At 71.2% G+C, this 25340-nt stretch carries 28 protein-coding genes and 1 riboswitch; of the genes, 18 read left to right on the plus strand and 10 right to left on the minus strand.

Features of this window, described 5'->3' with window-relative positions; genetic code table 11:
* The first annotated feature begins 2 nt into the window (after positions 1–2).
* The 6 genes from EAH86_RS04750 to EAH86_RS04775 all read left to right on the plus strand — a co-directional run bounded on the left by EAH86_RS04750 (position 3) and on the right by EAH86_RS04775 (position 6411).
* On the plus strand, positions 3–1658 hold the full coding sequence (locus EAH86_RS04750) for an insulinase family protein (protein WP_140737396.1): 1656 nt from the start codon (positions 3–5) through the stop codon (positions 1656–1658).
* Between the two features lie 79 nt (positions 1659–1737).
* Positions 1738–2283, plus strand: a complete 546-nt coding sequence (gene def, locus EAH86_RS04755) for a peptide deformylase (RefSeq protein WP_140737397.1) — start codon at positions 1738–1740, stop codon at positions 2281–2283.
* Positions 2283–3221, plus strand: a complete 939-nt coding sequence (gene fmt / locus EAH86_RS04760) for a methionyl-tRNA formyltransferase (RefSeq protein WP_140737398.1) — start codon at positions 2283–2285, stop codon at positions 3219–3221. Before def ends, fmt begins: the two co-directional genes overlap by 1 nt.
* Entirely contained in the window at positions 3214–4740 is a 1527-nt protein-coding gene (locus tag EAH86_RS04765) for an RsmB/NOP family class I SAM-dependent RNA methyltransferase (RefSeq protein WP_140737399.1), read from the plus strand. Before fmt ends, EAH86_RS04765 begins: the two co-directional genes overlap by 8 nt.
* Before the next feature lie 63 nt (positions 4741–4803).
* Positions 4804–5307: a GNAT family N-acetyltransferase gene (locus EAH86_RS04770; protein WP_140737400.1), complete on the plus strand. Its 504-nt coding sequence runs from the start codon at positions 4804–4806 to the stop codon at positions 5305–5307.
* A gap of 42 nt (positions 5308–5349) precedes the next feature.
* Positions 5350–6411: an LLM class flavin-dependent oxidoreductase gene (locus EAH86_RS04775; RefSeq protein ID WP_206665716.1), complete on the plus strand. Its 1062-nt coding sequence runs from the start codon at positions 5350–5352 to the stop codon at positions 6409–6411.
* A gap of 22 nt (positions 6412–6433) precedes the next feature.
* On the opposite strand, the gene EAH86_RS04780 is transcribed toward EAH86_RS04775, so the two are convergent.
* Entirely contained in the window at positions 6434–7450 is a 1017-nt protein-coding gene (locus EAH86_RS04780; protein ID WP_140737401.1) for a hypothetical protein, read from the minus strand.
* Between the two features lie 92 nt (positions 7451–7542).
* Between EAH86_RS04780 and rpe the strand changes: the two genes are divergently transcribed.
* Entirely contained in the window at positions 7543–8199 is a 657-nt protein-coding gene (rpe, locus tag EAH86_RS04785; RefSeq protein ID WP_140737402.1) for a ribulose-phosphate 3-epimerase, read from the plus strand.
* A 79-nt stretch (positions 8200–8278) separates the two neighbouring features.
* On the opposite strand, the gene EAH86_RS04790 is transcribed toward rpe, so the two are convergent.
* The 3 genes from EAH86_RS04790 to EAH86_RS04800 form a co-directional block, all read right to left on the minus strand.
* Positions 8279–9433: an HNH endonuclease gene (locus EAH86_RS04790; protein ID WP_241668181.1), complete on the minus strand. Its 1155-nt coding sequence runs from the start codon at positions 9431–9433 to the stop codon at positions 8279–8281.
* 71 nt (positions 9434–9504) lie between these two features.
* Positions 9505–9795 carry a hypothetical protein gene (locus EAH86_RS04795; protein ID WP_140737404.1) on the minus strand — a complete coding sequence of 97 codons (291 nt, stop codon included), beginning with the start codon at positions 9793–9795 and terminating at the stop codon, positions 9505–9507.
* Between the two features lie 120 nt (positions 9796–9915).
* Positions 9916–10170 carry a Smr/MutS family protein gene (locus EAH86_RS04800; RefSeq protein WP_140737405.1) on the minus strand — a complete coding sequence of 85 codons (255 nt, stop codon included), beginning with the start codon at positions 10168–10170 and terminating at the stop codon, positions 9916–9918.
* Between the two features lie 103 nt (positions 10171–10273).
* Positions 10274–10404, plus strand: a riboswitch (FMN riboswitch).
* 124 nt (positions 10405–10528) lie between these two features.
* Here EAH86_RS04800 and ribD point away from each other — a divergent pair.
* From ribD to EAH86_RS04840, 8 genes are read left to right on the plus strand one after another with little or no spacing between them, the layout of a single operon-like run.
* A complete protein-coding gene (gene ribD / locus EAH86_RS04805; protein WP_241668182.1) occupies positions 10529–11554 on the plus strand; it encodes a bifunctional diaminohydroxyphosphoribosylaminopyrimidine deaminase/5-amino-6-(5-phosphoribosylamino)uracil reductase RibD in 1026 nt (341 codons plus the stop codon).
* Entirely contained in the window at positions 11554–12198 is a 645-nt protein-coding gene (locus tag EAH86_RS04810; protein WP_140737406.1) for a riboflavin synthase, read from the plus strand. Before ribD ends, EAH86_RS04810 begins: the two co-directional genes overlap by 1 nt.
* Positions 12195–12911: a nicotinamide mononucleotide transporter family protein gene (locus tag EAH86_RS04815; protein WP_140737407.1), complete on the plus strand. Its 717-nt coding sequence runs from the start codon at positions 12195–12197 to the stop codon at positions 12909–12911. The genes EAH86_RS04810 and EAH86_RS04815 overlap by 4 nt, the downstream gene beginning before the upstream one ends.
* The gene (ribB, locus tag EAH86_RS04820; protein WP_194150732.1) at positions 12908–14134 is read left to right on the plus strand and encodes a 3,4-dihydroxy-2-butanone-4-phosphate synthase; all 1227 of its coding nucleotides are present in this window, start codon (positions 12908–12910) and stop codon (positions 14132–14134) included. Before EAH86_RS04815 ends, ribB begins: the two co-directional genes overlap by 4 nt.
* Complete coding sequence (ribH, locus tag EAH86_RS04825; protein ID WP_140737408.1) at positions 14131–14616, plus strand: 6,7-dimethyl-8-ribityllumazine synthase; 486 nt, start codon at positions 14131–14133, stop codon at positions 14614–14616. The genes ribB and ribH overlap by 4 nt, the downstream gene beginning before the upstream one ends.
* Complete coding sequence (locus tag EAH86_RS04830) at positions 14613–14876, plus strand: phosphoribosyl-ATP diphosphatase (RefSeq protein ID WP_140737409.1); 264 nt, start codon at positions 14613–14615, stop codon at positions 14874–14876. The genes ribH and EAH86_RS04830 overlap by 4 nt, the downstream gene beginning before the upstream one ends.
* Positions 14877–14889: 13 nt before the next feature.
* On the plus strand, positions 14890–15735 hold the full coding sequence (gene hisG, locus EAH86_RS04835) for an ATP phosphoribosyltransferase (protein WP_140737410.1): 846 nt from the start codon (positions 14890–14892) through the stop codon (positions 15733–15735).
* Complete coding sequence (locus tag EAH86_RS04840) at positions 15732–16244, plus strand: PH domain-containing protein (RefSeq protein WP_241668183.1); 513 nt, start codon at positions 15732–15734, stop codon at positions 16242–16244. The genes hisG and EAH86_RS04840 overlap by 4 nt, the downstream gene beginning before the upstream one ends.
* Positions 16245–16355: 111 nt before the next feature.
* On the opposite strand, the gene EAH86_RS04845 is transcribed toward EAH86_RS04840, so the two are convergent.
* The 5 genes from EAH86_RS04845 to EAH86_RS04865 are packed head-to-tail and all read right to left on the minus strand — an operon-like array spanning position 16356 to position 20085.
* On the minus strand, positions 16356–17552 hold the full coding sequence (locus EAH86_RS04845) for a CynX/NimT family MFS transporter (protein ID WP_241668184.1): 1197 nt from the start codon (positions 17550–17552) through the stop codon (positions 16356–16358).
* A gap of 23 nt (positions 17553–17575) precedes the next feature.
* Entirely contained in the window at positions 17576–18694 is a 1119-nt protein-coding gene (locus tag EAH86_RS04850) for an FUSC family protein (RefSeq protein ID WP_241668185.1), read from the minus strand.
* A gap of 1 nt (position 18695) precedes the next feature.
* Entirely contained in the window at positions 18696–19271 is a 576-nt protein-coding gene (locus EAH86_RS04855) for a DUF5655 domain-containing protein (RefSeq protein WP_140737411.1), read from the minus strand.
* 33 nt (positions 19272–19304) lie between these two features.
* Positions 19305–19496: a hypothetical protein gene (locus EAH86_RS04860; protein ID WP_140737412.1), complete on the minus strand. Its 192-nt coding sequence runs from the start codon at positions 19494–19496 to the stop codon at positions 19305–19307.
* Between the two features lies 1 nt (position 19497).
* Complete coding sequence (locus EAH86_RS04865; RefSeq protein WP_140737413.1) at positions 19498–20085, minus strand: AAA family ATPase; 588 nt, start codon at positions 20083–20085, stop codon at positions 19498–19500.
* A gap of 31 nt (positions 20086–20116) precedes the next feature.
* Between EAH86_RS04865 and hisF the strand changes: the two genes are divergently transcribed.
* Complete coding sequence (gene hisF, locus EAH86_RS04870; protein ID WP_140737414.1) at positions 20117–20890, plus strand: imidazole glycerol phosphate synthase subunit HisF; 774 nt, start codon at positions 20117–20119, stop codon at positions 20888–20890.
* A gap of 19 nt (positions 20891–20909) precedes the next feature.
* On the opposite strand, the gene EAH86_RS04875 is transcribed toward hisF, so the two are convergent.
* Positions 20910–21554 (minus strand): TIGR03085 family metal-binding protein, encoded by a 645-nt coding sequence (locus EAH86_RS04875; protein ID WP_140737415.1) that lies wholly within the window; start codon positions 21552–21554, stop codon positions 20910–20912.
* 126 nt (positions 21555–21680) lie between these two features.
* Here EAH86_RS04875 and EAH86_RS04880 point away from each other — a divergent pair, with 126 nt between their 5' ends.
* Positions 21681–23510 carry an ABC transporter ATP-binding protein gene (locus EAH86_RS04880; RefSeq protein ID WP_140737416.1) on the plus strand — a complete coding sequence of 610 codons (1830 nt, stop codon included), beginning with the start codon at positions 21681–21683 and terminating at the stop codon, positions 23508–23510.
* On the plus strand, positions 23507–25288 hold the full coding sequence (locus tag EAH86_RS04885; RefSeq protein WP_140737417.1) for an ABC transporter ATP-binding protein: 1782 nt from the start codon (positions 23507–23509) through the stop codon (positions 25286–25288). The genes EAH86_RS04880 and EAH86_RS04885 overlap by 4 nt, the downstream gene beginning before the upstream one ends.
* Positions 25289–25340 lie beyond the last annotated feature (52 nt).

Consider the following 25340-nt stretch of genomic DNA (forward strand, 5'->3'; position numbering starts at 1 on the left):
GCGTGTCCGTAGTACGGCGCAGCGAGATCGACGGGGTCCAGGCGTTCTGGGTGGACAGCGGTCGACCGACCCTGACGGCCTCCCTCGTCACCCGGCAGGGCATGGTCGACGAGACCCTGCCGACGACCGGGTGGACCCACTTGCTCGAACACCTCGCGCTGCACGACCGCGCCAGCGGGCCCCTGCACGTCAACGGGTCGGTGTCCCTGCTGCACACCCGGCTCGATGCGCACGGCCCGGCTGACCGGGTGGCCCAGGTGCTCGAGGCGCTCACCGGGTGGCTCGCCGAGCCCACGTTCGACGAGCTGGCCCGCGAGCAGTCGGTGCTGCGGGCCGAGGCTGCGATGCGGGGTGCGGGAGAGGTGTCCGTCGGCCTGCTCTGGCGCTACGGCGCAGGCGGGCCGGGGCTGTCGGGATACTCCGAGCCCGGACTGTCCCGCGCCGACGCGCAGGCCCTGACCGGTTTGGCGCAGCAGACGTTCACGCGCGGCAACACGGTCCTGTTCCTCGACGGGCCGCCGCCGGAGGGTCTGGCGCTGCACCTTCCCGACGGTGCGCTCCGCCGCGCGCCCGCGGCCCGGCCGTGCGATGACACGCTCCCCGCGGCGTACCTGATCAACGCGGGCATCACCCTGTCCGGTGTGCTGCCCCGTTCCGTGGCGGGCACCGTGCTGCCGCACGTCCTGCGCGAGGTGCTGACGGCCGAGTTCCGGGAGCGTGACGGCGGCGCCTACGCCCCGTGGGCGCACTACGAGCCGGTCGACGACGAGTCCGCGGTGGTCTTCGCGGGGTCGGACGCGAACGAGGCGCTGCTCCAGAGCATCGCCGACCGGGCGATCTTCCAGCTGGGGCAGGTCGCCAAGGGTGTGTTCAAGTCGTCGTTGGTCACCGACACGGTCGAGCAGCTCGTCCAGGCGATGACGGACCCCTACAACCTGCCCGGTCTGGCTTACCGCGCGGCCACCGACCACCTCCGCGGGGACCCGCCGGTGGACCTTGAGGAGGTGCTCGAGGAGTACCGCGCCGTGGACCTCGACGCAGTGGTGGAGTCCGCCGCCGCGATGCGCTCCTCGCTGATGGTCGGGATCGCGCGCGAGGCACGGTGGACCCAGGAGATGCCCATCCTCGGTATGCCGTCCGGTGCGGCGATGGTGGACGGGCGCGGCCACCGCTCGCTGAACTTCCCGGCGCACCGTGAACGCCTCGTGGTCGGGCGCGAGGGGGTTCAGATCGGTTCTGCCAAGGACTTCCGGACGGTCCGCCGCGACGAGGTGGCCGGCATGTTCGTGTACCCCGACGGAGCCCGTGAGGTCGTGGCGAGGGACGGCTGGTCGATCAACGTCGAGCCCACGCTGTGGTCGGCCGGGGCCGAGGCCACCCGCGGCATGGACGCCATGGTCCCCGCAGACCTGCACATCCCGATGCTGGCGCGCGGCCCTGACCGGGTGCCCAGGCCGATGAGCTTCTGGCGCCGGCTGCACCATCTCGCCCAGCAGGGGAACCGGCGCTTCTGGGTCGTGGCCGCCGGCCTGTTCCTGCTGTGGATCGCCATCCTGGTGGTGGCGACCTCGGTCACCGGGCGGGTGCCGGTGGGCGGGGTGATCGGCGGCCTGGCCGTCGGGGCGTGGTCGTTCCTGCGCGAACGCAAACGCGAGTAGCAGCGGCCCGGACCACGCGGCATACACTGGCAGCCCCTTTCGCCCACCCCAGCCGTGCCCGTCCAACCCAGGGAAACCGTTGTCGATCCAGAACATCCGCCTCTTCGGCGATCCCGTCCTGCGCACCCCCGCCGAGCCCGTCGTGGACTTCGACCGGGAGCTGCGCCAGCTGGTCAAGGACCTCACCGAGACGATGATGGACGCGCCCGGCGCCGGCCTGGCTGCCCCGCAGATCGGAGTGGGACTGCGGGTCTTCACCTACTGGATCGACGGTGAGCTCGGGCACCTGGTGAACCCCGACCTGGACCTCTCGACCGAGCTCCAGGAGGGCGAGGAGGGCTGCCTGTCCTTCCCCGGGCTGCGGTTCGAGACGCCGCGCTCGCTGCGGACGGTGGCCAAGGGCTTCAACCAGTTCGGTGAGCCGGTCGTGATCGACGGGTCCGAGCTGCTGGCCCGGTGCCTGCAGCACGAGACCGACCACCTCGACGGGATCCTGTTCATCGACCGGATGGACCGCGAGCAGCGCAAGGTCGCCATGAAGGCGATTCGCGAGGCGGAGTGGGCAGGCGGCGACACCCCGGTCGTGAAGGTCAGCCCGCACGCCACCTTCGGCCGGGGCATGTGATGCGGCTGGTCTTCGCCGGCACACCCGGGCCGGCGGTGCCGTCGCTCGACGCCCTCATCGCCTCGCCGCACGAGGTGGTCGCCGTCGTGACCCGTCCCGATGCCCGGGCCGGCCGCGGCCGCGGCGTGGTGCAGTCACCGGTCCGGCAGCGGGCCGAGGAGCTCGGTCTCGAGGTGCTGACGCCGGACCGTCCGCGTGACCCCGACTTCCTCGACCGGCTGCGTGAGCTGGCGCCGGACGCCTGTCCGGTGGTGGCCTACGGTGCGCTGATCCCGCAGGTCGCGCTCGACATCCCCCGCCGCGGCTGGGTCAACCTGCACTTCTCTCTTCTGCCGGCCTGGCGGGGCGCCGCGCCGGTGCAGCACGCGGTGATGGCCGGCGACGAGGTGACTGGAGCCTCGACCTTCCTCATCGAGGCCGGCCTCGACACCGGACCGGTCTTCGGCCTGATGACCGAGCGAATCCGTCCGCGCGACACCGCGGGTGACGTGCTCGGTCGGCTGGCGGAGGGTGGCGCGGGTCTGCTCGTCGCCACCATGGACGGCCTCGCCGACGGATCGCTGACCCCAGTGCCCCAGGCCCTCGACGGGGTCTCGCTCGCACCCAAGATCGACGTCCAGGACGCACGAGTTCGCTGGGACCGTCCGGCCGTCGCCGTGGACCGGCAGGTGCGCGGGTGCACCCCTGCGCCCGGCGCGTGGTCGACCTTCCGTGGTGAGCGCGTCAAGCTGCTACCGGTCCAGCTCGACGAGGAGTATGCCGGGCCGGACCTCGCGCCCGGAGAGCTCGCCGCCGGGAAGCGTGCGGTCCACGTCGGCACGGCCACTGGGCCGGTGCGGCTGTCCGACGTCCGACCGCACGGCAAGAAGGAGATGACCGCGGCCGACTGGGCGCGCGGCGTCCGCATCGACGCGGGAGAGCGGTTCAGCCATGAGTGAGCACGGACCACGGGATCCTCAACCCGGCAGGCGGAACGCGAAGGGCCGGCAGCGTCCCGAGCGCACCCATGGCGACCGGGAACGCTCGGCTCAGCGACCGAGCGAGCGCAACCGCAGCAGCGATCCACAGCGGCTCGCCGCCTACACCGTTCTGCGGGCCGTCGCGGATGGCGCCTACGCCAACCTCGAGCTCCCGAAGGTGTTGCGCGACAGGGGGATCAGCGGCAGGGATGCCGCCTTCACCACCGAGCTCGTCTACGGCGCGGTCCGGATGCACGGGCTCTATGACCCCATCATCAGCGTCGCCGCGGGACGTCCCGTGGCCAAGATCGACCCCAACGTCCTGGACACGTTGCGGCTGGGTGCCCACCAGCTGCTGGACATGCGCGTGCCCACCCATGCCGCAGTCGACGAGACGGTGGCCCTGGCCCGCAAGGTCAACGGCGCGGGTGCGGCCGGGTTCGTCAACGCCGTCATGCGTCGGGTCAGTGAGCGCGAGCTGGACGCCTGGCTGGCCGAGGTCGTACCGACCGGCGAGCTGACCGCTCGGCTGGCCGTGGAGCAGTCGCACCCGGAGTGGATCGTCAAGGCCCTGCGAGCAGCCCTGCTCGGTCACGGTGCGGCGACGGCCGACACGGTCGACTCCGAGCTGACCGCGCTGGTGACCTCCGACAACGCCCCCGCGAAGGTGTCGCTCGTCGCCCGACCCGGCCTGGCCACCGTGGCCGAGCTCGTCGAGGCCGGCGCCGACGCCTCGCCGCTGTCGCGCGTCGGTGCGGTGCTCGACGGAGGCGACCCGGGCGGCATACCTGCGGTGCGTGACGGACGTGCGGCGGTCCAGGACGAAGGCTCACAGCTGGTCGCCCTGGCCCTGGCGGCTGTGCCGGTCGACGCCCACGGGCCCGAGCAGTGGCTCGACCTGTGCGCCGGTCCGGGTGGCAAGGCTGGGCTGCTCGCGGGCCTGGCCATCGAGGCGGGCGCCGACCTCACCGCCAACGAGGTCAGCGAGCACCGCACCGACCTGGTCCGTCAGACGCTTCGCCCGGCGATCGCTCGGGCCGCTGCTGCCGGTCGCACCGTCACGGTGCGGACCGGAGACGGCCGCACGATCGGCGAGGACGAGCCCGGACGCTACGACCGCGTGCTGGTCGACGCGCCGTGCACCGGACTTGGCGCCCTGCGTCGTCGGCCCGAGGCCCGGTGGCGGCGCACGACGGCCGATCTCGCCGACCTCGGCAAGCTCCAGCGCGAGCTGCTCGCCTCGGCCATCGACGCCACGGCGCCCGGAGGAGTCATCGGCTACGCCACGTGCAGCCCCCACCTGGCCGAGACCTCGTTCGTCGTCTCTGACGTGACGAAGCGGCGGTCGGACGTGGAGCTCCTCGATGTCCGTGACTTCGTGCGGGACACCTCCGGGGCAGCCGTGGACGTCCCGGGAACTGGCCAGACGGTTCAGCTGTGGCCGCACCTGCACGGCACCGACGGCATGTTCCTGGCCCTGCTGCGCAAGAAGGGCTGAGGGTTCGGCGGGGCCGATGTCGGCGCCGGGCGCCGCTCGCGTCGGCGTCGATAAGGTCGGGGAATGCCGGTGACGCTCCGCCCGATGGTGTTCGAGGACGCACGCGGCGTGGGTGCGATGCACCACCAAGCGTGGGTCGACAGCTACGGATCGATCCTTCCCGACGGCTACTTCACGACCTGGACGGTGGACGATGCCGCTCAGCGGTGGGAGGACCTGTTGGCTGCCCCCACCCCTCAGGGGTTGACGCGGCTGGTCGCGGACGACGACGGGGAGATCTGCGGGTTCGTGGTGGTGGGACCTTCGCGGGCGCTGGCCGAGCGACCGCAGCCGATGCGGCAGACAGAGCTCCGGGGCCTCTACGTCAAGGCCGCGAGGTTCGGGACAGGCCTGGGGCAGCAGCTCCTCGATGCAGTGCTGGCTCGCGAGGAGTCGGCGGAGCTCTGGGTCTTCCGCGACAGCCCGCGCGCCAGGGCGTTCTACCAACGCAACGGCTTCTCGCCAGACGGCGCCACGTGCACCGAGGAGCGGTTCCCGGACCTGCTCGAGATCAGGATGGTCCGCTGACCGCATCGGAATAGGGGCCGGTGGCAGCCGGTTGCGCCACAGGTGAGCACACCAGCGCTGTCCGTCCTCGACCTCGTACCCGTCCGCCAGGACCAGACCACCGGAGATGCGCTGGCCGCGACCCGCTCGCTGGCGCAGGTGGCCGATCGGCACGGCTATCGCCGCTACTGGCTGGCCGAGCACCATAACATGCCGGCCGTCGCGGCGACGAACCCGCCGGTCCTCATCGCGATGGTGGCAGCTGCCACCGAACGCATCCGGGTCGGCTCCGGTGGGGTCATGCTGCCGAACCACGCACCCCTGGTGGTTGCCGAGCAGTTCGCCCTGCTCGAGGCCGCCCACCCGGGTCGGATCGACCTGGGGATCGGTCGTGCGCCGGGCACCGATCCCGTGACGAGCTACGCCCTGCGTCACGGAGCCGGTGGCGTCGAGGCGGACGCGGTCGCGCGGTTCCCGCAGTACGTCGACGACGTCATCTCCCTGATGTCGCCTGACGGCGTGGGCATCCGGGTGGGCGGTGACGTCCACCCACTGCATGCGACGCCCCACGCGGTCTCGGCGCCTGATGTCTGGCTGCTGGGCTCCTCGGACTACTCGGCCCGCCTCGCGGCCGAGCGTGGCCTGCCCTACGTCTTCGCGCACCACTTCTCGGGACGCGGCACGGCGGCGGCGCTCGACCTCTACCGCACCGGCTACACCCCTTCGGCCGCACACCCTCAGCCGCGCACCTTCCTCACCGTCAACGTCGTGGTGGCTCCCACCCACGCCGAGGCCGAGCGGCTCGCGCTGCCCAACCTGGCCTCGATGGTGGCGCTGCGTTCGGGCGGACCGTTGGCGCCGCAGCTCCTGGTCGAGCAGGCTGAGGCGTCCGGGATCGCCGATGCCCACCGTGGCCTGGCGGACGAGATGCGCCAGCGATGGGTGGTCGGGACGCCCGACACCGTCGCCGCTCAGATCGCGGCCCTGGCCGCCGAGTACGACGTCGACGAGGTGATGGTGCACCCTGTCGCCGGAGCCGTCACCGGCACGCCCGCGAACCGCGCCCCAGCCCGCGAGGCGACGCTAGCCTGGCTGGCGGAGGCATTTGGCCAGCAGGTGGCGTAGCTGGACCCGACGGGTGCGGTCGTCAGGTCGGGCCTTCGAGACGTTCGATCACGGTGTCGATGTACTCGACATGGGGGCGCTCTCCCAGCGCTTGGTGCATCGCCCGGGCAGCACGCAGGTGCGAGGCCGCATCGGGTCGCGACAGGTGGACGCCGACCATGCCGGTCGCCCGCTCGAACGCGGCGTCCAGGGCCGGTGACGCCACAGCGTGCGCGTGGACCCGCGCTGCAGCCAGGGCAGCGTCAGCCGCGGCCTCATCGCCCGCCAGGGCGTGCGCTTCCGCGAGGTACAGGTCGACCAGCGCGATCCCCGGCGCGTTGTCCGGCCTGACGCTCAGCATCTCCCGGGCGGCGCCGATCCGTCGGACGGCCTGTTCCCGGTCCCCGCGGGACAGGGCCGCCTGCCCGAGGTGCAGCTCGCAGTAGGCCTCGTCGACCTCGCGCCCTGCCATCGTGGACGCTCGGTAGAGCCGCTGCGCCTCGCGAACCAGGGCCTCGCCCTCGTCAAGTCGCAGGCGGCGGATGTGCAGCTCCCCAAGGATGCGGCGACGTCCGGCATCGTCGTCGGGCTCCCGATCGGGCACCGCCAGCAGCCGCAGCGCCACCGCGTCGTCGCCGGTCTCGACCGCCACCTGGGCGCGTTGGTGCCGGGCGAGAGCCGTGGTCGGCTCGTCTCCGAGGACCGCGGTCGCCTCGAGGTACCGGCCCAGGCCGATCAGCGCGGCACCTCGCAGGTTCACGTCCGACGCCGCCAGGGTCGATCGCAGCCGTCCGGGCACGCCGGCCTCGTCCAGGAGGTGCAGCGCTCGCGCGTACTGCCCGGTGAGCACGGCACTCGTCGCACGGAGCTGGTTGCCCACCGGCCGATAGGGCCGCGGAGGCTGAGCATGGTCGAGGACCCGGGCGTGCTCACCGGCGAGGAGCAGGTCGCTCATCGCAGCGAGTCGGCGTTTGGCGACCTGGTCGGTGAGGCCGGCCCACACGACGGCGAGCCCGGACAGCACGAGGAGCGTGACCCCAACACTCTCGAGCGCCTGCATGCGCCAGATTGTGCCGACCGCCTCCGTAGCGCGTCCCACGGTCAGGCGGAGCCGGTCCGTTCGGACGATGGCACGCCGATAGGCTTGGCAGCGTGCAGATCTCGCCCAGCATCCTGTCCGCCGACTTCGCGAACCTCGAGACCGAGCTGGCCCGGATCGCCAATGCCGACTGGGCCCACGTCGACGTGATGGACGGCCACTTCGTGCCCAACCTCACCCTGGGCCTGCCGATCGTCGAGGCCCTCGCGAGGGTCAGCCCGATCCCGCTCGACTGCCACCTCATGATCGAGGACCCGGACCGCTGGGCGCCGATGTATGCCGAGGCGGGCGGCGCGTCCGTGACGTTCCACATCGAAGCTGCTCGAGACCCGCGCACCCTGGCCAAGAACCTGCGGGGGCTCGGCGCCCGCGCGGGGATGGCCATCAAGCCGAACACCCCGTTCGCGCCCTACGAGGACCTCCTGCCCGACCTCGACATGGTTCTTGTCATGACGGTGGAGCCGGGGTTCGGTGGCCAGTCGTTCATGGCCGACCAGATGCCCAAGGTCGCCCAGGTCCGCGAGGCGGTGCGCCGCCACGGCGGCGAGATCTGGGTGCAGGTCGATGGGGGAGTGTCCGCCAAGACCATCGAGGAGTGCGCCGAGGCGGGTGCCGACGTGTTCGTAGCCGGCTCGGCCGTCTACGGAGCCGAGGACGCAGCAGCCGCGGTTGACCAGCTGCGCGCGTTGGCGACGGCACACGCCCACTGAGCTGATCCGTCTCGCAGCCGCAGCCGCAGCCGCAGCCGCAGCCGCGCCGCAGCCGCAGCCGCAGCGGTCGGGCCGATCGTCAGCCGGACTCATCCCACCGCCGGATCACGTCGAACGGGTCGCGCTCGATCACGGTCGGCTCCATCACGGGCGGCTCGGTCGCCATGCTCGTTTCGGAATCGCGGACCAGGCGCAGCTGCGGCGTCAGGGTGTCCCTGCGCTCGCGGTCGGAGGGAAGCTCGATCTCGCTCCAGCGAGCGCGCTCTCCCGTTGGCGGTCGGTACGTGGTGGGTACCTCGTCGTCCTCGCCGGAGCCCCCATCCGGTGGTGCGAGCTCGTCGGGACTGGGTGGGCGCAGCCGGTGGCCGTACCCACTCACCACGACGATCCCGTCGTGGTGAGTGGGTTCATCGGTGATGGTGAAGTCCCCGCGGTCGATGGCGTCGTGGTGGAACGGGCAGAGGCTGACCTGGTTGTCGACGTCGGTGGCTCCACCCCTGGCCCACTCCCGCAGGTGGTGGACCTCGACGAACCGGATGGCGGTACAGCCCGGGAACCGACAGCCGCGGTCGCGGTCCTCGATCAGCCTGCGTGAACGGGCGGGAAGGATGCGCATGGTCCGGCCGACGCTGACGGGTCGCCCGTCCGTCTCCCACACCGGTTGCAGGACGCCGTCGGTGAGGAATCGCGCCAGGAGCTGGGCCGGAATGGCGCCGCCGTTGTTGATCCAGCCGCCGCCCGTGTCGAGGTGGAGGTAGACGCGGTAGTGGCTGGCCCGGCTCGTCGAGGCGATCCCAGCGAGGGACCGGTGCGCGACCTCTGCGAGAGGGTCCGCGTAGGTGGGTTGCTGGGTGCCCAATGTGTCGCCCGAATCCACCGACCTGAGGTTCGCGTCCGCATCGGCTGCCGTGGCGGCGCCTTCGCCGCCCCGCTGGTGGGTCAACAAGGCATCCTTCGCCTCCTTGACGGCCTGCTCGACGAGGGCTCCGATCGTGGCCGGGGCGCTGTACCTCAGCTGGAACCGGCCATCCCGGTCGTAGTGCATGGACAGCTCAGGTTTGGCGCACGCCCGACGCTCCCACTCGCTCCCAGAGGCGGCGGCATCAGAGGGGACGACGTCCGACGCGGACTCGGGGGAGACGGTCCGCAGGTCAGGAGCCGGGTCGTGGAAGGCATGTCGACTCACGGCCCGGCGCAGCTGCGGGACCGTCGCGTTCCGGGCCAGCTGGGTCATCGACGCCTGGTAGTCGGCGGGTACGTGGTGCGCAACGACAGCAGCCGCGTCAAGGGACAGCTCACCGGACCTCAGGGCTGTTGCCGCGTCCGGATGGTCGGCTCGTCGTCATGGTCGGCTCGTCGTCGTGCGACCACCTCGACGTCGCGGGCGTGTGCGGGCGACAGGCCGGCACGGACGGTGAAGTAGTGCTCGGGGGAGCGGAACCCGCCGTCGCCCCAGTGCCCACCCTCGATCAGCTCCACGGCGATGGCGACCAGGTCTGCGTGCGCCCGGTTGAGTCGCCCGGCGGCCGTCGCCGTGCGCGTCCAGAGGTCCTGTTGGTCCCCTTCACGCTGCGCCGCGGTAGGACTGGCTGACATGGTTGTATCGTACACCTGTTCGAACGACCAGGGAAGACAATCCACAGCCAATTCCATTGTGGCGCAGGCTATCTCACGCGTTCCGTGACTGAGCGCAGGCGTCATGGAAGGAGCGCGCGGCTACTTCCATCGGAAATGGACGAACACCCTGCCGAAGTTGTCCGAGTCCTTCTCCACGCGGTGGTACAGCGGCTTGATGTCCTTGCGGTCGAGGAAACGAAGCACGCGCTTCTTGAGCTGACCTGAGCCCTTGCCCGGGATGATCTCGACCATCGGCGCCTTCTTGTCCTTGGCTTCCTGCATGACCGCCTCGAGGGCTCGCTCGATCTCGTCGCCGCGGTTGTAGATGTCGTGCAGGTCGAGCTTCAGCTTCACCTCGCCATACTGCCCCGTCCCGACAAAGGGCCGCCACACCCCGTGAGGACCGTCACGCGGACCGGACGGAGCCGCGCAGGTGACCCTGCGGCATACTGGAGGCTGACGTGCTCCGGGGTCGGTGTAATTCCGAACCGGCGGTGACAGTCCGCGACCCGACCGCAGCCAGCGGCCGGTTGACTGGGTGGAACTCCCAGACCGACGGTGAAAGTCCGGACGGTAGGCAGCACGCAGCAGCGGGACCAGTGGGTTCGCAGTGCGGCAGTGTGCCGTCCGTGCGTCCTCGGTCTCGTCAGCAGGCTCGCCTGCACGACCCCCGGAGCTCAACCGACACGGTTTCGAGCGCAAGGGCAGGACAGTGGCAGAGCAACGGACGTCCGACACGGCGATGATGCGCCGTGCCCTGGCGTTGGCTGCGCATGGGCCGCGGGCCAACCCCAACCCCCGCGTCGGCTGCGTGCTCGCCGATGCGGGTGGTGCCGTCGTGGCCGCTGGATGGCACCGTGGCGCGGGCACCCCGCACGCCGAGGCCGACGCCCTGGCTGCCGCCGGCGAGCGGGCAGCCGGCTGCACGGCCTACGTCACCCTGGAGCCGTGCAACCACTCCGGGCGCACCGAGCCATGTGCCAAGGCCTTGTATGCCGCGGGTGTGGCTCGTGTGGTCTATGCCCAGACCGACCCCAACCGGGCTGCGGCCGGCGGCGCCAAGTGGCTGCGCCGCAAGGGTGTCGAGGTGGTCGGTGGGCTCCTGGCGGACGAGGCGCAGGCGCTCAACCGCACCTGGACCCACCTCGTGACCACCGGCCGTCCCTGGGTGACGTGGAAGCTCGCGACCACCCTCGACGGCCGTAGCGCGGCGGCTGACGGGTCGAGCCAGTGGATCACCGGAGAAGCGGCCAGGGCCGACGTCCACGAGCAGCGGTCGCGCTGCGGTGCCGTGCTCGTGGGAACCGGCACCGCCCTGCTCGACGACCCCCAGCTGACGGCTCGTCGCCCGGACGGGTCGCTCTATCCCGAGCAGCCGATCCGCGTGGTGATGGGTGAGCGGGACCTGCCAGCGGGTGCGCGTGTCCTCGATGGCGCCGCAACCACGTGGCAGCTGCGGACCCGCGATCCCAAGGATGTCCTGTCGGCGCTCGCCGACGCGGAGGTGCACCACGTCTGGCTCGAGGGTGGCCCCACCGTGGCGGCCGCGTTCATGGCAGCCGACCTCGTCGACGAGCTCGTGGCCTACGTCGCCCCAGTCCTGCTGGGGCGCGGACGTCCGTCGGTCAGCGACCTGGGCATCACCTCGATCGACCACGCCCTCCGCCTGAAGCCGACCGACATCACCCTGATCGGCGACGACGTGCGGATCACGGCTTCACTGAAGGGACTTCGCTGATGTTCACCGGAATCGTCGAGGAGCTCGGCCACGTCGTCGCGCTGGAACCCGGCGCCGACTCGGCACGGCTCACCGTGGCCGGACCGCTGGTCACCTCCGATGCCGTCCACGGCGCGTCCATCGCCGTCAACGGCGTCTGCCTGACCGTCGTCGAGCACGACTCCGAGCAGTTCACCGTCGACGTGATGGCCGAGACCCTCGACCGGAGCAGCCTCGGCGCGCTCCGTGCCGGTGACCGCGTCAACCTTGAGCGCGCCATGGCGGCATCGAGCAGGTTCGGTGGCCACATCGTCCAGGGCCACGTCGACGGCACGGCCGCCATCCTCACCCGCACACCGGGGGAGCGGTGGGAGGTCGTCCAGTTCAGCCTCCCGCACGCGCTCGCCCGCTACGTCGTCGAGAAGGGCTCGATCACGGTCGACGGGGTCAGCCTCACGGTGTCGGCGGTCGACGAGCTCGACGCGCTCGGCGCCGTCGACACGGAGTCGTCCGGCGACGCCACCTTCAGCGTCTCGCTCATCCCCACCACGCTTGCCCTCACCACGCTGGGACACAAGGAGGTTGGCGACACCGTCAACCTCGAGGTCGACGTCCTGGCCAAGTACGTCGAACGCCTGCTCACCACCAAGGAGACCTCCGCATGAACATCTTCAGTCGGCTCTACGAGGCGCACCTGACGATCGCCGGCCACCCCATCACGTGGCGCGAGATCGTCGGCAACGCCTTCGGCTTCGCGTCCGCCATCGGCGGCCTGCGGCGCCGTGTCTGGGCCTGGCCGATCGGCATCGTCGGCAACGTGCTCCTCTTCACGGTGTTCATCGGCGCCACCTTCGACGCCCAGGCGCAGCAGCCCTTGTTCGGCCAGGCCGGGCGGCAGGTCTTCTTCATCCTCACGAGCGTTTACGGCTGGTGGCGCTGGAACGAGGTCCGCAAGGCGCGCGAGGTCGCGGGCAGTGGTGTTGGGGCTCCCGCCATCACGCCGCGCTGGGCCACGGTCCGGGAGCGGACGGCATACCTCGTGGCCGCTGTGTCGGGCGTGCTGGTGTTCCAGTGGGCGTTCTCCGTGATCGGCGCAGGCTGGCCCGCGCCGCGCTGGTACTTCTGGTGCGACGCCTGGATCTTCGTCGGGTCGATGGTTGCGACGTACGCGATGGCTCGCGGCTGGAACGACTTCTGGCTGGCGTGGATCGCGGTCGACCTCGTCGGCGTCCCCCTCCTCTGGCACTCGCAGTACTACCCGACGGCCATCCTGTTCGTCGTCTACGGCGCCCTGGTCATCTACGGCTTCTTCGTGTGGCTCAAGGCTTCTCGTGAGGAGCGCGACCCCGCTCCCGAGCTGGCGGAGGTCTCCGCATGATCGGCCTGGCCAGCATCGAGGACGCCCTCGCCGCGCTGCGCGGTGGCCGTCCTGTGCTGGTCACCGACAGCGAGGACCGCGAGAACGAGGGCGATGTCATCTTGGCCGCCGAGACGCTGTCGTCCGAGTGGCTGGCCTGGACCATCCGCCACACCAGCGGCTACCTGTGCGCGCCGGTGACGAACGAGATGGCCGACCGGCTCGGTCTGCCGCTCATGGTCGCCGACAACCGTGACCCCTTGCGTACGGCCTACACCGTGAGCATCGACGCGGCACAGGGCGTGACGACGGGCATCAGCGCCGCGGACCGGGCGCGGACGATCGGTCTCCTGGCCGACCCGTCCTCCACCGCCGACTCGTTCGTCCGTCCCGGCCACGTGATCCCGTTGCGGGCCAAGGCCGGTGGCGTGCTCGAGCGCCCGGGCCACACCGAGGCCGCCGTGGACCTGTGCCGGCTCGCGGGTCTCGCGCCGGCCGGGGCGATCGGCGAGCTGGTCAACGACGACGGCACGATGATGCGCCTGCCGGAGGTGCTCGCGACCGGGGCGGTCAACGACCTCCCGGTCATCACCATCGAGCAGCTGATCGCCTGGCGGCAGCTGCACGACCGGGTCGAGACCCTTGCCGAGACGACGCTGCCCACCAAGCACGGCGAGTTCTCGGCGGTCGGGTTCCGCGACCGGCTGACCGGTGACGAGCACGTGGCGCTCGTCAGCCCGCGTGGCGCCGGGGGGCCGAACCCGTTGGTGCGGCTGCACTCCGAGTGCCTCACCGGCGACGCCTTCGGGTCGTTGCGGTGCGACTGCGGCCCCCAGCTCGAGCGTTCCCTCGACCGGATCGCCGCCGAGGGGGGCGTGCTCGTCTACCTGCGCGGCCACGAGGGGCGCGGGGTCGGGCTGGTCTCGAAGCTGCAGGCCTATGCGTTGCAGGACAACGGTTTCGACACCGTCGACGCCCAGCTCGAGCTCGACCTGCCCGTGGACGGCAGGGAGTATGCCGCCGCGGCGGCAATCCTGAGCGCGCTGGGTCTGCACACGGTCCGGCTGCTGACCAACAACCCGGCCAAGGTCGAGGCCATGCAGCGCTACGGCATCGAGGTCGCGGCGGTCGAGGGTCTCTCGATCGCCCCCAACGCAGCCAACCGCGCCTACCTGCGGACCAAGCGGGACCGGATGGGGCACGACCTCGTCGTGGACGCGAGCGACCAGGACGCCACCGCATGAGCGGGCACGGCGCACCGGCGATCACTGCCGAAGGTGCCGGCCTCAGGGTGGCCATCGTGGCGGCCTCGTGGCACACCGAGGTCATGGACGGGCTGGTTGCCGGGGCCGAGCGTGCCCTCGCTGAAGCCGGCGTCGAGGACGTCCCGCTCGTCCGGGTGCCGGGCACGGTCGAGCTGACCGTCGCGTGCGCTCGTCTCGCGCCGGCATACGACGCGCTGGTGGCCCTGGGTGTCGTGATCCGCGGTGGCACACCGCACTTCGACTACGTCTGCAGCGGAGTCACCAACGGCCTGGCGCAGGTGAGTGTCGCGACGGGGTGTCCCATCGGGTTCGGGGTGCTCACCTGCGACGACGATGCCCAGGCGCTCGACCGGGCCGGGCTGCCCGGATCCAGCGAGGACAAGGGGCACGAGGCGGCGATGGCTGCCGTGGCGACCGCGGTCACCCTCGGCGCCCTCGCTCCCCGTACCCTTGGCGTGTGAAGACTTTCGACGACCTGTACGCCGAGCTGGCTGAGAAGGCGGTGAGCCGTCCCGAGGGGTCGGGCACCGTGCGCGAGCTGGACGCCGGCGTGCATGCCATCGGCAAGAAGATCGTGGAAGAGGCGGCCGAGGTCTGGATGGCTGCCGAGCACGAGGGCAAGGACCGTGCGGCCGAGGAGATCAGCCAGCTGCTCTACCACCTGCAGGTGCTCATGGTCGCCTCTGACATCACCCTCGACGACGTCTACGCCTACCTCTGAGGACTTCACGGACATGTTGCGAATTGCAGTGCCCAACAAGGGATCCCTGTCCGAGCCTGCGGTCGAGATGCTGCGCGAAGCGGGCTACCGCACGCGCCGCGACACCAAGGAGCTCGTCCTCACCGACTCCGACAACGAGGTGGAGTTCTTCTACCTGCGTCCGCGCGACATCGCCGTCTACGTCGGGTCCGGCACCGTCGACTGCGGAGTCACCGGTCGTGACCTCCTGCTGGATGCAGGAAGTGCCGCGATCGAGGTCATGACGCTCGGCTTCGGCGGCTCCACCTTCCGGTATGCCGCGAAGCCCGGCACCTGCGCCAGCGTCACCGAGATCTCGGGTCATCGGGTCGCGACCAGCTATCCCGGTCTGGTCGCCAAGCACCTCGCCGACCAGGGTGTCAGCGCCGAGGTGGTCCGGCTGGACGGGGCTGTCGAGACGGCGATCACGCTCGGGGTCGCCGACGTCATCGCGGACGTCGTCGAGACCGGCACCACCCTGCGGCAGCAGGGACTGGAGGTCTTCGGCGAGGAGATCCTGCGCAGCGAGGCCGTCCTCATCCGGCGCGAGGGGTCGCACGAGACGGCTGCCGTGGACGTCCTGCGCCGACGCCTCACCGGTGTGGTCACCGCGCGCCACTACGTGATGCTCGACTACGACGTCCCGGTCGCCCTGGTCGAGGCCGCCTGCGCCATCACGCCGGGCCTGGAGTCGCCCACCGTGTCGGCACTGCAGAACAAGGACTGGGCCGCGGTCCGGGCGATGGTGCCGCGGGTGCGGACCAACTCGATCATGGACGAGCTCTACGACCTCGGGGCGCGGGCGATCCTGGTGACCGACATCGCCGCCTGCCGGTTGTGACGGCCGTGACCCCGGCGGGTCGGGCCCCGAGTGGTGCGGACGAACAGGCTGCCTTCGCGGTCTTTCGCGCCCGCCGCGGCCGCACCGTCGCCTATGCCTTCGCCGTTGCCACATTGGTCATCTTCGGGGTGATCGCGGTCCTGCTGCCCGGCCCTGACCAGGGTGGCACCTGGCGCACCGGTGACAAGTTCTTCTTCGCGGCCGTGGGTGTCGCGATCGCGATGCTGCTGTGGCGGTTCGCCTCGATCCGGGCGACGCCGACCCGGGAGTCGCTGACCGTGCGCAACCTGTTCACGACGCGCACGGTGTCCTGGCAGGAGATCGTCGACGTGCGGTTCTCCGGGGGCGACCCGTGGGTGACCATCGCCCTGTCGGACACCGACACGCTCGCCGTGATGGCCATCCAGAAGGCGGACTCAGGCTTCGCCCGGGCCGAAGCCGGTCGGTTGGCTGCCCTGGTGCAAGCCCTCGGACCGTCGGCGACCAGCCCGGACGTCACGCTCGACTGAGCCCCGGCCGCCGGCCGCAGGTCTGTGCACAGAGGTTGGCACCACTGCGCAGAGACCTGATCTCTGCGCAGAGCTCCCAAGGTCTGTGCACAGACTTTTGGGAGACCCCGGCTAGTCGACCTTGCGGAGGCCAGGGCGCAGGAATGAGGACAGCCCCACCTGGGCGAACATCAGGACCGTCAGCGTGCCCCAGACCGCCGTGAACGAGCCAGACAGGTCGCGGACAGCACCCATGCTCGCGGGTCCGAACGACGCGATCGTGTAGCTGAAGAAGAACGCCATCCCGGCCAGCCGCGCACTGGCCGCGGGAGTGCCCGCGTAGTCGACCATCAGCACCAGCCCGAGGGCGAACGACGCCCCCTGCCCGAACCCCAGCACGGTCGCCCAGACCCAGGGCGCGGCGGTCGGTGCCAGCCAGAGGCCAGCCTGGCCGAGCAGCCCGAGGACCGACGCCGACAGCAGCAGCACCCGCCGGTCGACGATCTTGTCGGTCAGCGCTGGGGCCAGCAGGCCGGACACCAGCTGGGCCGCCGTGAAGACGGACAGCAGGTAGCCCGCGTGCGTCGGGTCCCAGCCACGCGCGGTGTACGAGGGCGCGAGCCAGGCCAGGGTGGAGTAGAACTCGACCGACTGGACGGCGAGGTAGGCGGCGACCAGCCACGCGGTGACATGTCGCCACGGGAGCCGGACGGGCGCGACGACGGCCGGGTTCGCCGCGCGGTGCCGCGCATGCCCCGTCAGGACCGGCACCCAGGCCAGCACCCCGACGACGGCGAGCAGCGAGCACGAACCCAGCGCCGCCTGCCACGAGCCCAACCAGCCCTCGAGCGGTACCGACAGGGCCGACGACGCACCGGCTCCGCCCATCATCGCGAGCATGTACAGCCCCGTGACCAGCCCTGCGCGTTCGGGCGGGAACAGCTCCTTGACCAGGCCAGGGAGGAGCGTGCCGCCGATGGCGATACCGACCCCGGCGAGGAACGTCCCGGCATACAGGGGCCACGTCGCGCCACCGGCGAACCGCAGGGCCAGACCGCCCGCGACGCACGCGATCGACAGCTCGATGGAGGCCGCGGCACCCAGTCGCGCGGCGATCCGCTGCGCGAACGGCGCGAACAGGCCCATGCACAGGACGGGCAGCGTGGTGAGCGCGCCGAGGGCCGTGTTGGACAGGCCCAGGTCGTCCGCGATCGACTCGGTGAGCGGCGGCACGCTGGCCATGGCGGTGCGCAGGTTGGCGGCCACGGCGACCAACGCCAGAGCCATCAGCCAGACAGGGGGGAGGTGGGGGCTGCGACGGGAAGACATCCCGGCCAGTCTTGCAGCCGGGTTCAGTCGTCGTGCGGGCCGGTCGACATCGACTCAGGCACCATCTCGATCGCCTCGTCATGGGGCACGCCGGTGAGCATCAGCAGGTCGACGACCATCGAACGGATCTGCGCGCGCATCACCTCACCCGACAGCCCCGCGGACTTGTCGATGACGGCACTGGCCTCGCCGATCCGCTGGAGCCCGACGCGCGCGTTGGTGGGCAGGCGACGTTCGCCCAGCTCACGGGAGATGTCCTCGCTCGTCTCGGCGAGGGCGTCCAATAGGTGCAGGTATGCCGTGGGGACGGCTTCCTCGCGCCACGTCGCGATCGCGGCGCGACGGACCAGGACCCGCAGGTTGCGGATGGCGCGGTCAAGGGGTTCGAGCAGGTCCGCAATGGCCTGGACGCCGGGGAGGTGACGACGCCGGAACGGTGACAGCCGCACCACCGCGATGCCCTCAGCGGACAGCGCCCGGGCCTCGTCGAGCAGGGACTCGGACTCACGCGCGCGAGACAGCGTGGCCGACGCGAGGTCGGAGTCATGGTTGCGCAGCGAGCGGGCCGTGTCGGCGAGGATCTCGCCGATCTCGTGGACGACCAGTGCGGCCTGCTGTCGGGGCCGGCGCAGTGGTGCGGCAGGCGCGACCAGGGTGAAGAGCAGGGCGACCACCCCGCCGACGACGGCGTCGAGCCACCGGGTGAACGCCTGTCCGGACCCCGCCACGAGGGTGGTGACGATGACCGACTGCACGCCGGCCTGGGTGATCAGCAGCATTCCGGCGCCGAGCAGTGCGGCCACACTCATGGCCAGCACGACGACGACCACGATCTGCCAGTACCCGGACCCGAAGAAGTGCACGAAGACGTCGCCGACGAACACGCCGACCGCCACTCCGATCATCACCTCGGTGACCCGGCGGAGTCGCTGGCCGAAGGACATCCCCAGCGAGATCATCGCCGTCACCGGCGCGAAGAACGGCCGGTTGTGGTGCAGGACCGCGCTGGCCACCCACCAGGCGGTGGCGGCGCCCAGACCGCACTGGACGATGAAGAACATCCGGCTGACCAACCGGTCGACGCGGGCCCTGGCCTCGTGGCGGGAGCGCCGGCCGGCACGTGCGAAGTCGACGCTGGTCACGTCAGCCGTTCTGGCGGTAGGCCGCCTGGAGCAGTGGTTCCAATGAGCGAAGGTCGTCCTCGTCGGCGTCTGCAGCCAGGTGCAGCCAGTGGGTGGCCTGCGCGAAACCCTTGGCGGGAGAGAGTCGTTCGTCGTCCGGAGGGGTCTCACGGAAGCGGAAGCCAACTCGCACGGTGTCGCGCGGCCCTGGGGCCACGGCGACGAACTGGGTCCTGCGCACCACGGGGATGTAGGTGCCGCGACCCTCACGCCGCACGTCGTCGCCGAGGCCCTCGGCCAGGATGATGATCGCGTCGTGGATCGGGCGCAGGTGCGCTTTGGCGCCGCTGTAGAGCGCGTCGGTGTAGGCGTCGACATCGGGGCGTTGCCGGCCCGCTGCGGTTGCCGCAGCATCGGCGATGGCCCACTGGGAGTTCTGCGGAACCCCGTGCACCTCCCGCAGCCAGGCGCGGACGGCCCGCTGGTCCAGGGGGTCCGGGCCGGTCTCGCGCACCAACGCCACCCACTCGTCCAGGGATCGGCCGGTGCGTTCGTCCAGCGACGTGGTGACGGCCGCCATCATGTCTGCCGGTTCCATGCCCCGATTATGTCGGTCTGGCCCAGGACCTGCTCAGAACACGACCACGAGGAAGAACAGCACCGTGATGACCACCGCGACGAGGCAGCCGGCCCCGGCGCCCGAGGCAGCGCCCCCGGAGCCGCCCTTGCCCAGCCGGTAGACGACCGCGAACAGGACGACGAGCGCGACGATCCACCACCACCCCTGGACGCTCGCGCCGAGCTGGTCCATCACGTGCGCCACGCTAGCGACGGTGGGTGGTGTCGACGAACAGGTCGGCGCGCTCCCAGGTGCGGTCGGCGTCGTAGAGACGGCGCTCCTGGACGGCCCAGCCCTCCCAGTAGGGGGCGTAGCCGGCGTCCCGGGCGAGTCCGCGCGCCCTGCGCACGGTCTCCTCGGCCTCGACCCAGACCAGCACCGAAGCCGCCTTGCCGGCGGGGAGGGCGCCGGACCCGCAGCCCTCGAGGACGACGACCTCCGACGAGGGCAGCTGCACCCACTCGGCATACTGCTCGGCGGCCCAGTCCCAGCGCCGGTAGCGGGCGGGGAGGCCCTCGGCGAGCGGCCCCACGATCCACTCCTGGGCGCGGTGCGTACCGGCCCTCAGGCCGTCCCACCCGGGGTAGAGGTCGTCCATGTGCACGGTCGGCGCGGCGAGCGTTGCGGCCAGGTCGCGGGCCAAGGTCGTCTTGCCGGCGCCGCTCGGGCCGTCGATGCAGATGAGGTGCGTGCTGCCGCACAGGGCGTCGCTGCCGTCGACCAGGCTGACGATGGCCGCGACCACGTCCACCGTGCGGTCGAGGCGGATGGCCGCTCTGTGGTCGGTGGGCATGTGCTCAAGACTAGATCGCTACGCTCGCAGCGTGAGTGTTGCGACCCGCGTCATCCCCTGCCTCGACGTGGACGCCGGGCGGGTGGTTAAGGGCGTCAACTTCGCCAACCTGCGCGATGCGGGCGACCCGGTCGAGCTCGCGAAGGCCTATGGGGAGCAGGGTGCCGACGAGCTCACCTTCCTCGACGTCACGGCCAGCAGCGGCAACCGGGAGACGACCTACGACATCGTGCATCGCACCGCCGAGCAGGTCTTCATCCCGCTGACCGTCGGCGGGGGAGTGCGCACCGTCGACGACGTGGACCGCCTGCTGCGGGCCGGAGCGGACAAGGTGGGTGTCAACACCGCCGCCATCGCGCGACCCGAGCTCATCGCCGAGGTCGCGGACCGGTTCGGCTCGCAGGTGCTGGTGCTCTCCGCCGACGTCCGTCGCCGCCGGGACGACTCCGGCGCGACGACGGCTGACTTCGAGGTCACCACGCACGGAGGGCGCCAGGGCGCGGGGCTCGACGCCATCGAGTGGTGCGCCCGCGCGGCCGAGCTCGGTGCCGGGGAGATCCTGCTGAACTCGATGGACGCCGACGGCACCAAGGACGGCTTCGACCTCGAGCTCATCGAGCTGGTTCGCCGGGAGGTGCGGATCCCGCTGATCGCTAGTGGCGGGGCCGGCCGGGTCGACCACTTCGCGCCAGCGGTACGCGCAGGGGCCGACGCGGTCCTCGCCGCCAGCGTCTTCCACTTCGGTGAGCTCACCATCGGTGAGGTCAAGGACGCCCTGCGGGAGGGCGGCATACCGGTGCGTTGAGGTTGCCGTCGCCGGGCGGTCAGGTGAGGCCGAGAGGGGCGGCCCACAGGGCGTCCACCGCGGACTCGCCGCCCGTCACCTCGAGGTCGGCGACGCGATGACGGCCGTATGCCGCGAGCATCAGCTCGGCAGGGGTGCCCTCCAGGACCACCGTGCCGAGCTCGGTGGCACTGCGGGCCTCCAGAGACTGACCTTCCGGGGTGCGCAGGACGACCCCGACCGGGCTGCGGCGGAAGAACACCTTGGCCATGCGGGACAACATCTTCCACAGTGCACGCGATTCGCGTGGGGACAGCTCGCGCTGCGGACCGACGGTCTCGTCGCCGCGGAGGACGTCCTCGTGGTGGATGAAGTACTCGATGAAGTTGAAGGCGTCGTCGACCCCGGCGAACTGGGCGGGCGACCACTTGGGGGGTCCGGAGCGGACCAGCTCGACGAGCTCGGGCCACGGTTTGGCGGCGTACTCCTCCATCCCGCTCTCGAGCCGGCTGGCCAGCGGCGGCAGCCAGATGCCGGGTGCGAGGTCGGGGCGGCGCTCGCGCACGACGAGGTGGGCGGCGAGGTCAGCGGTGGTCCAGGGCGAGCAGAGGGTGGGGGCGTTCGGACCCATCGCGACGAAGGTGTCACAGAGGGCGTCGCGCTCGAGCTGGGCGAGGTGGGTCATGGGACGACCTTACGAGGCGTCGACGAGGGGCCTGGATGGAGTGGGAGTCCGACCCGCGTGAGAGGGTTGGACCTTCCACATTGTCACTCGCCCTGGGCGCCCTGTGCCCGAACCCGGAGGTCTGTCGTGTCCGTCGACGCTGCGCCGTCGCTGCGCCGCAGCCTCGGCATCGTGGGCGTCGGGATCCGGCGTGAGCCGCGGTGGTTCGCGCTCGCGGTCGCGGGCAGCGCCCTCTACGGCGTGATGACGGTGCTCACCGCCGCGGCGATCGGCAAGGTGACGCGTGAGCAGGTCCAGCCGGCGGTCGCCGCGGGCCATGCCACGCCGGCCCAGCTGTGGGCCATCTTCGGGTGGATCGCCGGGGTCGTCGTGATCAACGTCGTCGGCGTCGTGATCCGGCGCATCGCTGCGGGCTTCACGATGTACAACGTCGCGGCGGGCTTCCGTCGCGAGGTGACCCGGCAGTACCTCAGGCTCCCGCTCGCGTGGCACCACCGGCACCCGTCCGGCCAGCTGCTGTCCAACGCGAACGCCGACGTCGAGGCGACGTGGAACGTGTTCGCGCCGCTGCCCATGGCCATCGGCGTGATCATCATGCTGGTCGCCGGCATCGTGCAGATGATCCTGGTCGACCCGGTCATGGCGATCATCGGCCTGACCGTCTTCCCGTTGCTGTTCCTGGCCAACATGGTCTTCCAGCGCGCCATGTCACCCAAGGTCTCCCGCGCCCAGCAGCTCCGCGCCGAGGTGAGCGAGGTCGCGCACGAGAGCTTCGAGGCCGCCCTCATCGTCAAGTCGATGGGGCGCGAGGAGCAGGAGTCGGTCCGGTTCGAGGAGGTCACCAGGCGGCTGCAGCGGGCCAACGTCGAGGTCGGCCGCACTCGCGGCACCTTCGACCCCGTCATCGAGTCCATCCCCACCCTGGGCACGCTTGCCGTCCTCGTCGTCGGCGCACACCAGGTGGCCTCGGGCCGCCTCGAGCCCGCGGCGGTCGTCCAGGTGGCCTACCTCATCTCGGTGCTGGCCTTCCCGGTCCGCGCGCTGGGCTGGGTGCTCGGCGAGCTCCCGCGGACCGTGGTCGGCTGGGACCGGGTCGACGCTGTCCTCAAGGCGCGAGGTGAGCTGGCGTTCGGTGAGGCCGAGCTGCCGCGTCGTGGCGCGTCGCACGCGGCGCTGTCGCACGTCGACTACTCCTACGACATCGTCGACGAGGCGGGTGAGGAGTCGACCTTCCAGGCCATCCACGAGGTTTCCCTCGAGGTCCCTGCTGGGTCGACGGTTGCGCTGGTCGGCCCCACCGGCTCGGGCAAGACGACGCTGACCAACCTCACCCTGCGGCTGGTCGACCCCCACCGTGGGCACGTGACGCTCGATGGTCTCGATCTTCGCGAGATCACCCGCGGCGGCGTCTCCGCGGTGGCCGCCCTCGTGCCGCAGCAGACCTTCATGTTCGACGACACGGTGAGCGGCAACGTCGCCCTGGGCGGCGACTACACCGACGACCAGGTGTGGGCGGCGCTGGAGATCGCGCAGGCGACCGGGTTCGTGCAGGACCTGCCGCTGGGCATCGAGACCCGGGTGGGGGAGCGGGGCACGTCACTGTCGGGTGGCCAGCGCCAGCGGATCGCGTTGGCCCGAGCCGTGATCCGCGGCCCGCAGCTGCTCGTCCTCGACGACGCCACGAGCGCGGTGGACCCGGCGGTCGAGCAGGCGATCCTGGCCGGGCTCCGCCGGTCCAGCGCCGGCACCTCGGTCCTCGTCGTCGCCTACCGGATGTCGACGATCACGCTGGCCGACCAGATCGTCTACGTCGAAGGTGGTCGCGTCGTCGACCACGGCACCCATCGTGAGCTGGAGCAGCGGTGCGAGGGCTACCAGCGCCTCGTCACGGCCTACGCGCGTGAGGCGGCCGAGCGGGCCGCCGTCGCCGCCGACGAGGAAGGGGCCACGGCATGAGCACGTCCATCGACGCCACCTCCTCCCTCGGCACCATGGCGACCCTGCGTCGCGGGCTCGACCTTTCACCTGAGCTGCGGCGCGGGCTCTGGGTCACCCTCGGGCTGGCTGCCATCACGACCGTCGGCCGGATCGTCGTGCCGTTCGTGGTCCAGCAGACGACCGACCACGGACTCCTCGGCAAGGGCGGCCCCGACCCGGGCCTGGTGACCCGCTACGTCCTGTTCGCCCTCATCGCCGTGGCGGCCACCGCCCTGAGCGCGTATGCCGTGAACGTGCGCCTCTTCCGCGCCTCCGAAGCAGGCCTCGCGTCGCTGCGGCTCAAGGCGTTCCGCCACATCCACGACCTGTCGATGCTCACCCAGAACACCGAGCGTCGCGGTTCGATGGTCAGCCGGGTCACGTCGGACGTCGACACCATCAGCCAGTTCGTCCAGTTCGGCGGCATCATCCTGGTGCTCAGCCTCGGACAGATCGCCGTCGCCACCGGGCTGATGTTCTACTACAGCCCGCTGCTGACCGGCGTCGTGTGGCTGTGCTTCGTGCCGCTGCTGTTCGTCATCAAGCGGTTCCAGGCCATCGTCGGTAGGGCCTACACGATCGTGCGCGAACGCGTCGGCGACCTGCTGGCGGCCGTGTCCGAGTCCGTCGTGGGCGCGGCGACGATCCGGGCCTATGGGGTCGAGGAGCGCACCGCCCATCGCATCGACGGTGCCATCGAGGCGCACCGGAGCGCCTCCATCCGGGCACAGGTGCGCTCGGTCGTCGCCTTCTCCTCGGGCCAGCTCGTGGCCGGGCTGACCCTGGCCGTGGTCCTCGTCGTCGGGACGATCCAGGCGTCTGCTGGCCACCTCACCCTCGGGCAGCTGCTCGCGTTCCTCTTCCTCGTCAACCTGTTCACCCAGCCGGTCCAGCAGGCCACCGAGATCCTCAACGAGCTCCAGAACGCCGTCGCCGGCTGGCGCCGGGTCATCGGCGTGATCGACACCCCGGCCGACGTGGCCGACCCAGGCGACGACGGGCAGGTGCTGCCCCGTGGACCCATCGCCGTCGACTTCGACGGCGTCTCCTTCGCCTACCCCGGCGCCGACACGGTGCTGCACGACGTCAACCTCGCCATCGGGCCGCGCAGCCGAGTCGCGATCGTGGGGGAGACCGGCTCCGGCAAGTCGACCCTGGCCAAGCTGCTCACCCGGCTGATGGATCCCACCGAGGGCACCGTCCGCATCGACGGGGTCGACCTGCGCGAGGTCCGGTTCTCGTCGCTGCGCGAGCGGGTCGTCCTGGTGCCCCAGGAGGGTTTCCTCTTCGACGCGACGCTGCGCGAGAACGTGCGGTTCGGCCGCCCCGACGCCACCGACGACGACGTGAAGCTCGCCCTCACCGAGCTCGGCCTGGATGCCTGGCTGGCCGGTCTGCCCCAGGGGCTGGCCACCGAGGTCGGTCAGCGTGGCGAGTCGCTGTCCGCAGGGGAGCGGCAGCTGGTGGCGCTGGCTCGCGCCTACCTCGCCGACCCCGACCTGCTCGTCCTCGACGAAGCCACCTCCGCCGTGGACCCCTCCACCGAGGTGCGCCTCCAGCGCGCGCTCGAGGGGCTGACCCGGGGACGCACCTCCATCGCCATCGCCCACCGCCTGTCCACCGCCGAAGCCGCCGACGAGGTCATCGTCGTCGACCGCGGGCGGATCGTGGAACGTGGCCCCCACCGGGACCTCGTCCGACAGGACGGCGTGTATGCCGCGTTGCACGCTTCGTGGGCCGCCCAACAGCGCAGCTAGCCCCCCCGTCGACGAGGGCCAAGCTGGACAACATCCGGCCCGCGTCATACCG

The sequence above is a fragment of the Pedococcus bigeumensis genome (genome assembly GCF_006438965.1).
Taxonomy (GTDB): Bacteria; Actinomycetota; Actinomycetes; order Actinomycetales; family Dermatophilaceae; genus Pedococcus; species Pedococcus bigeumensis_A.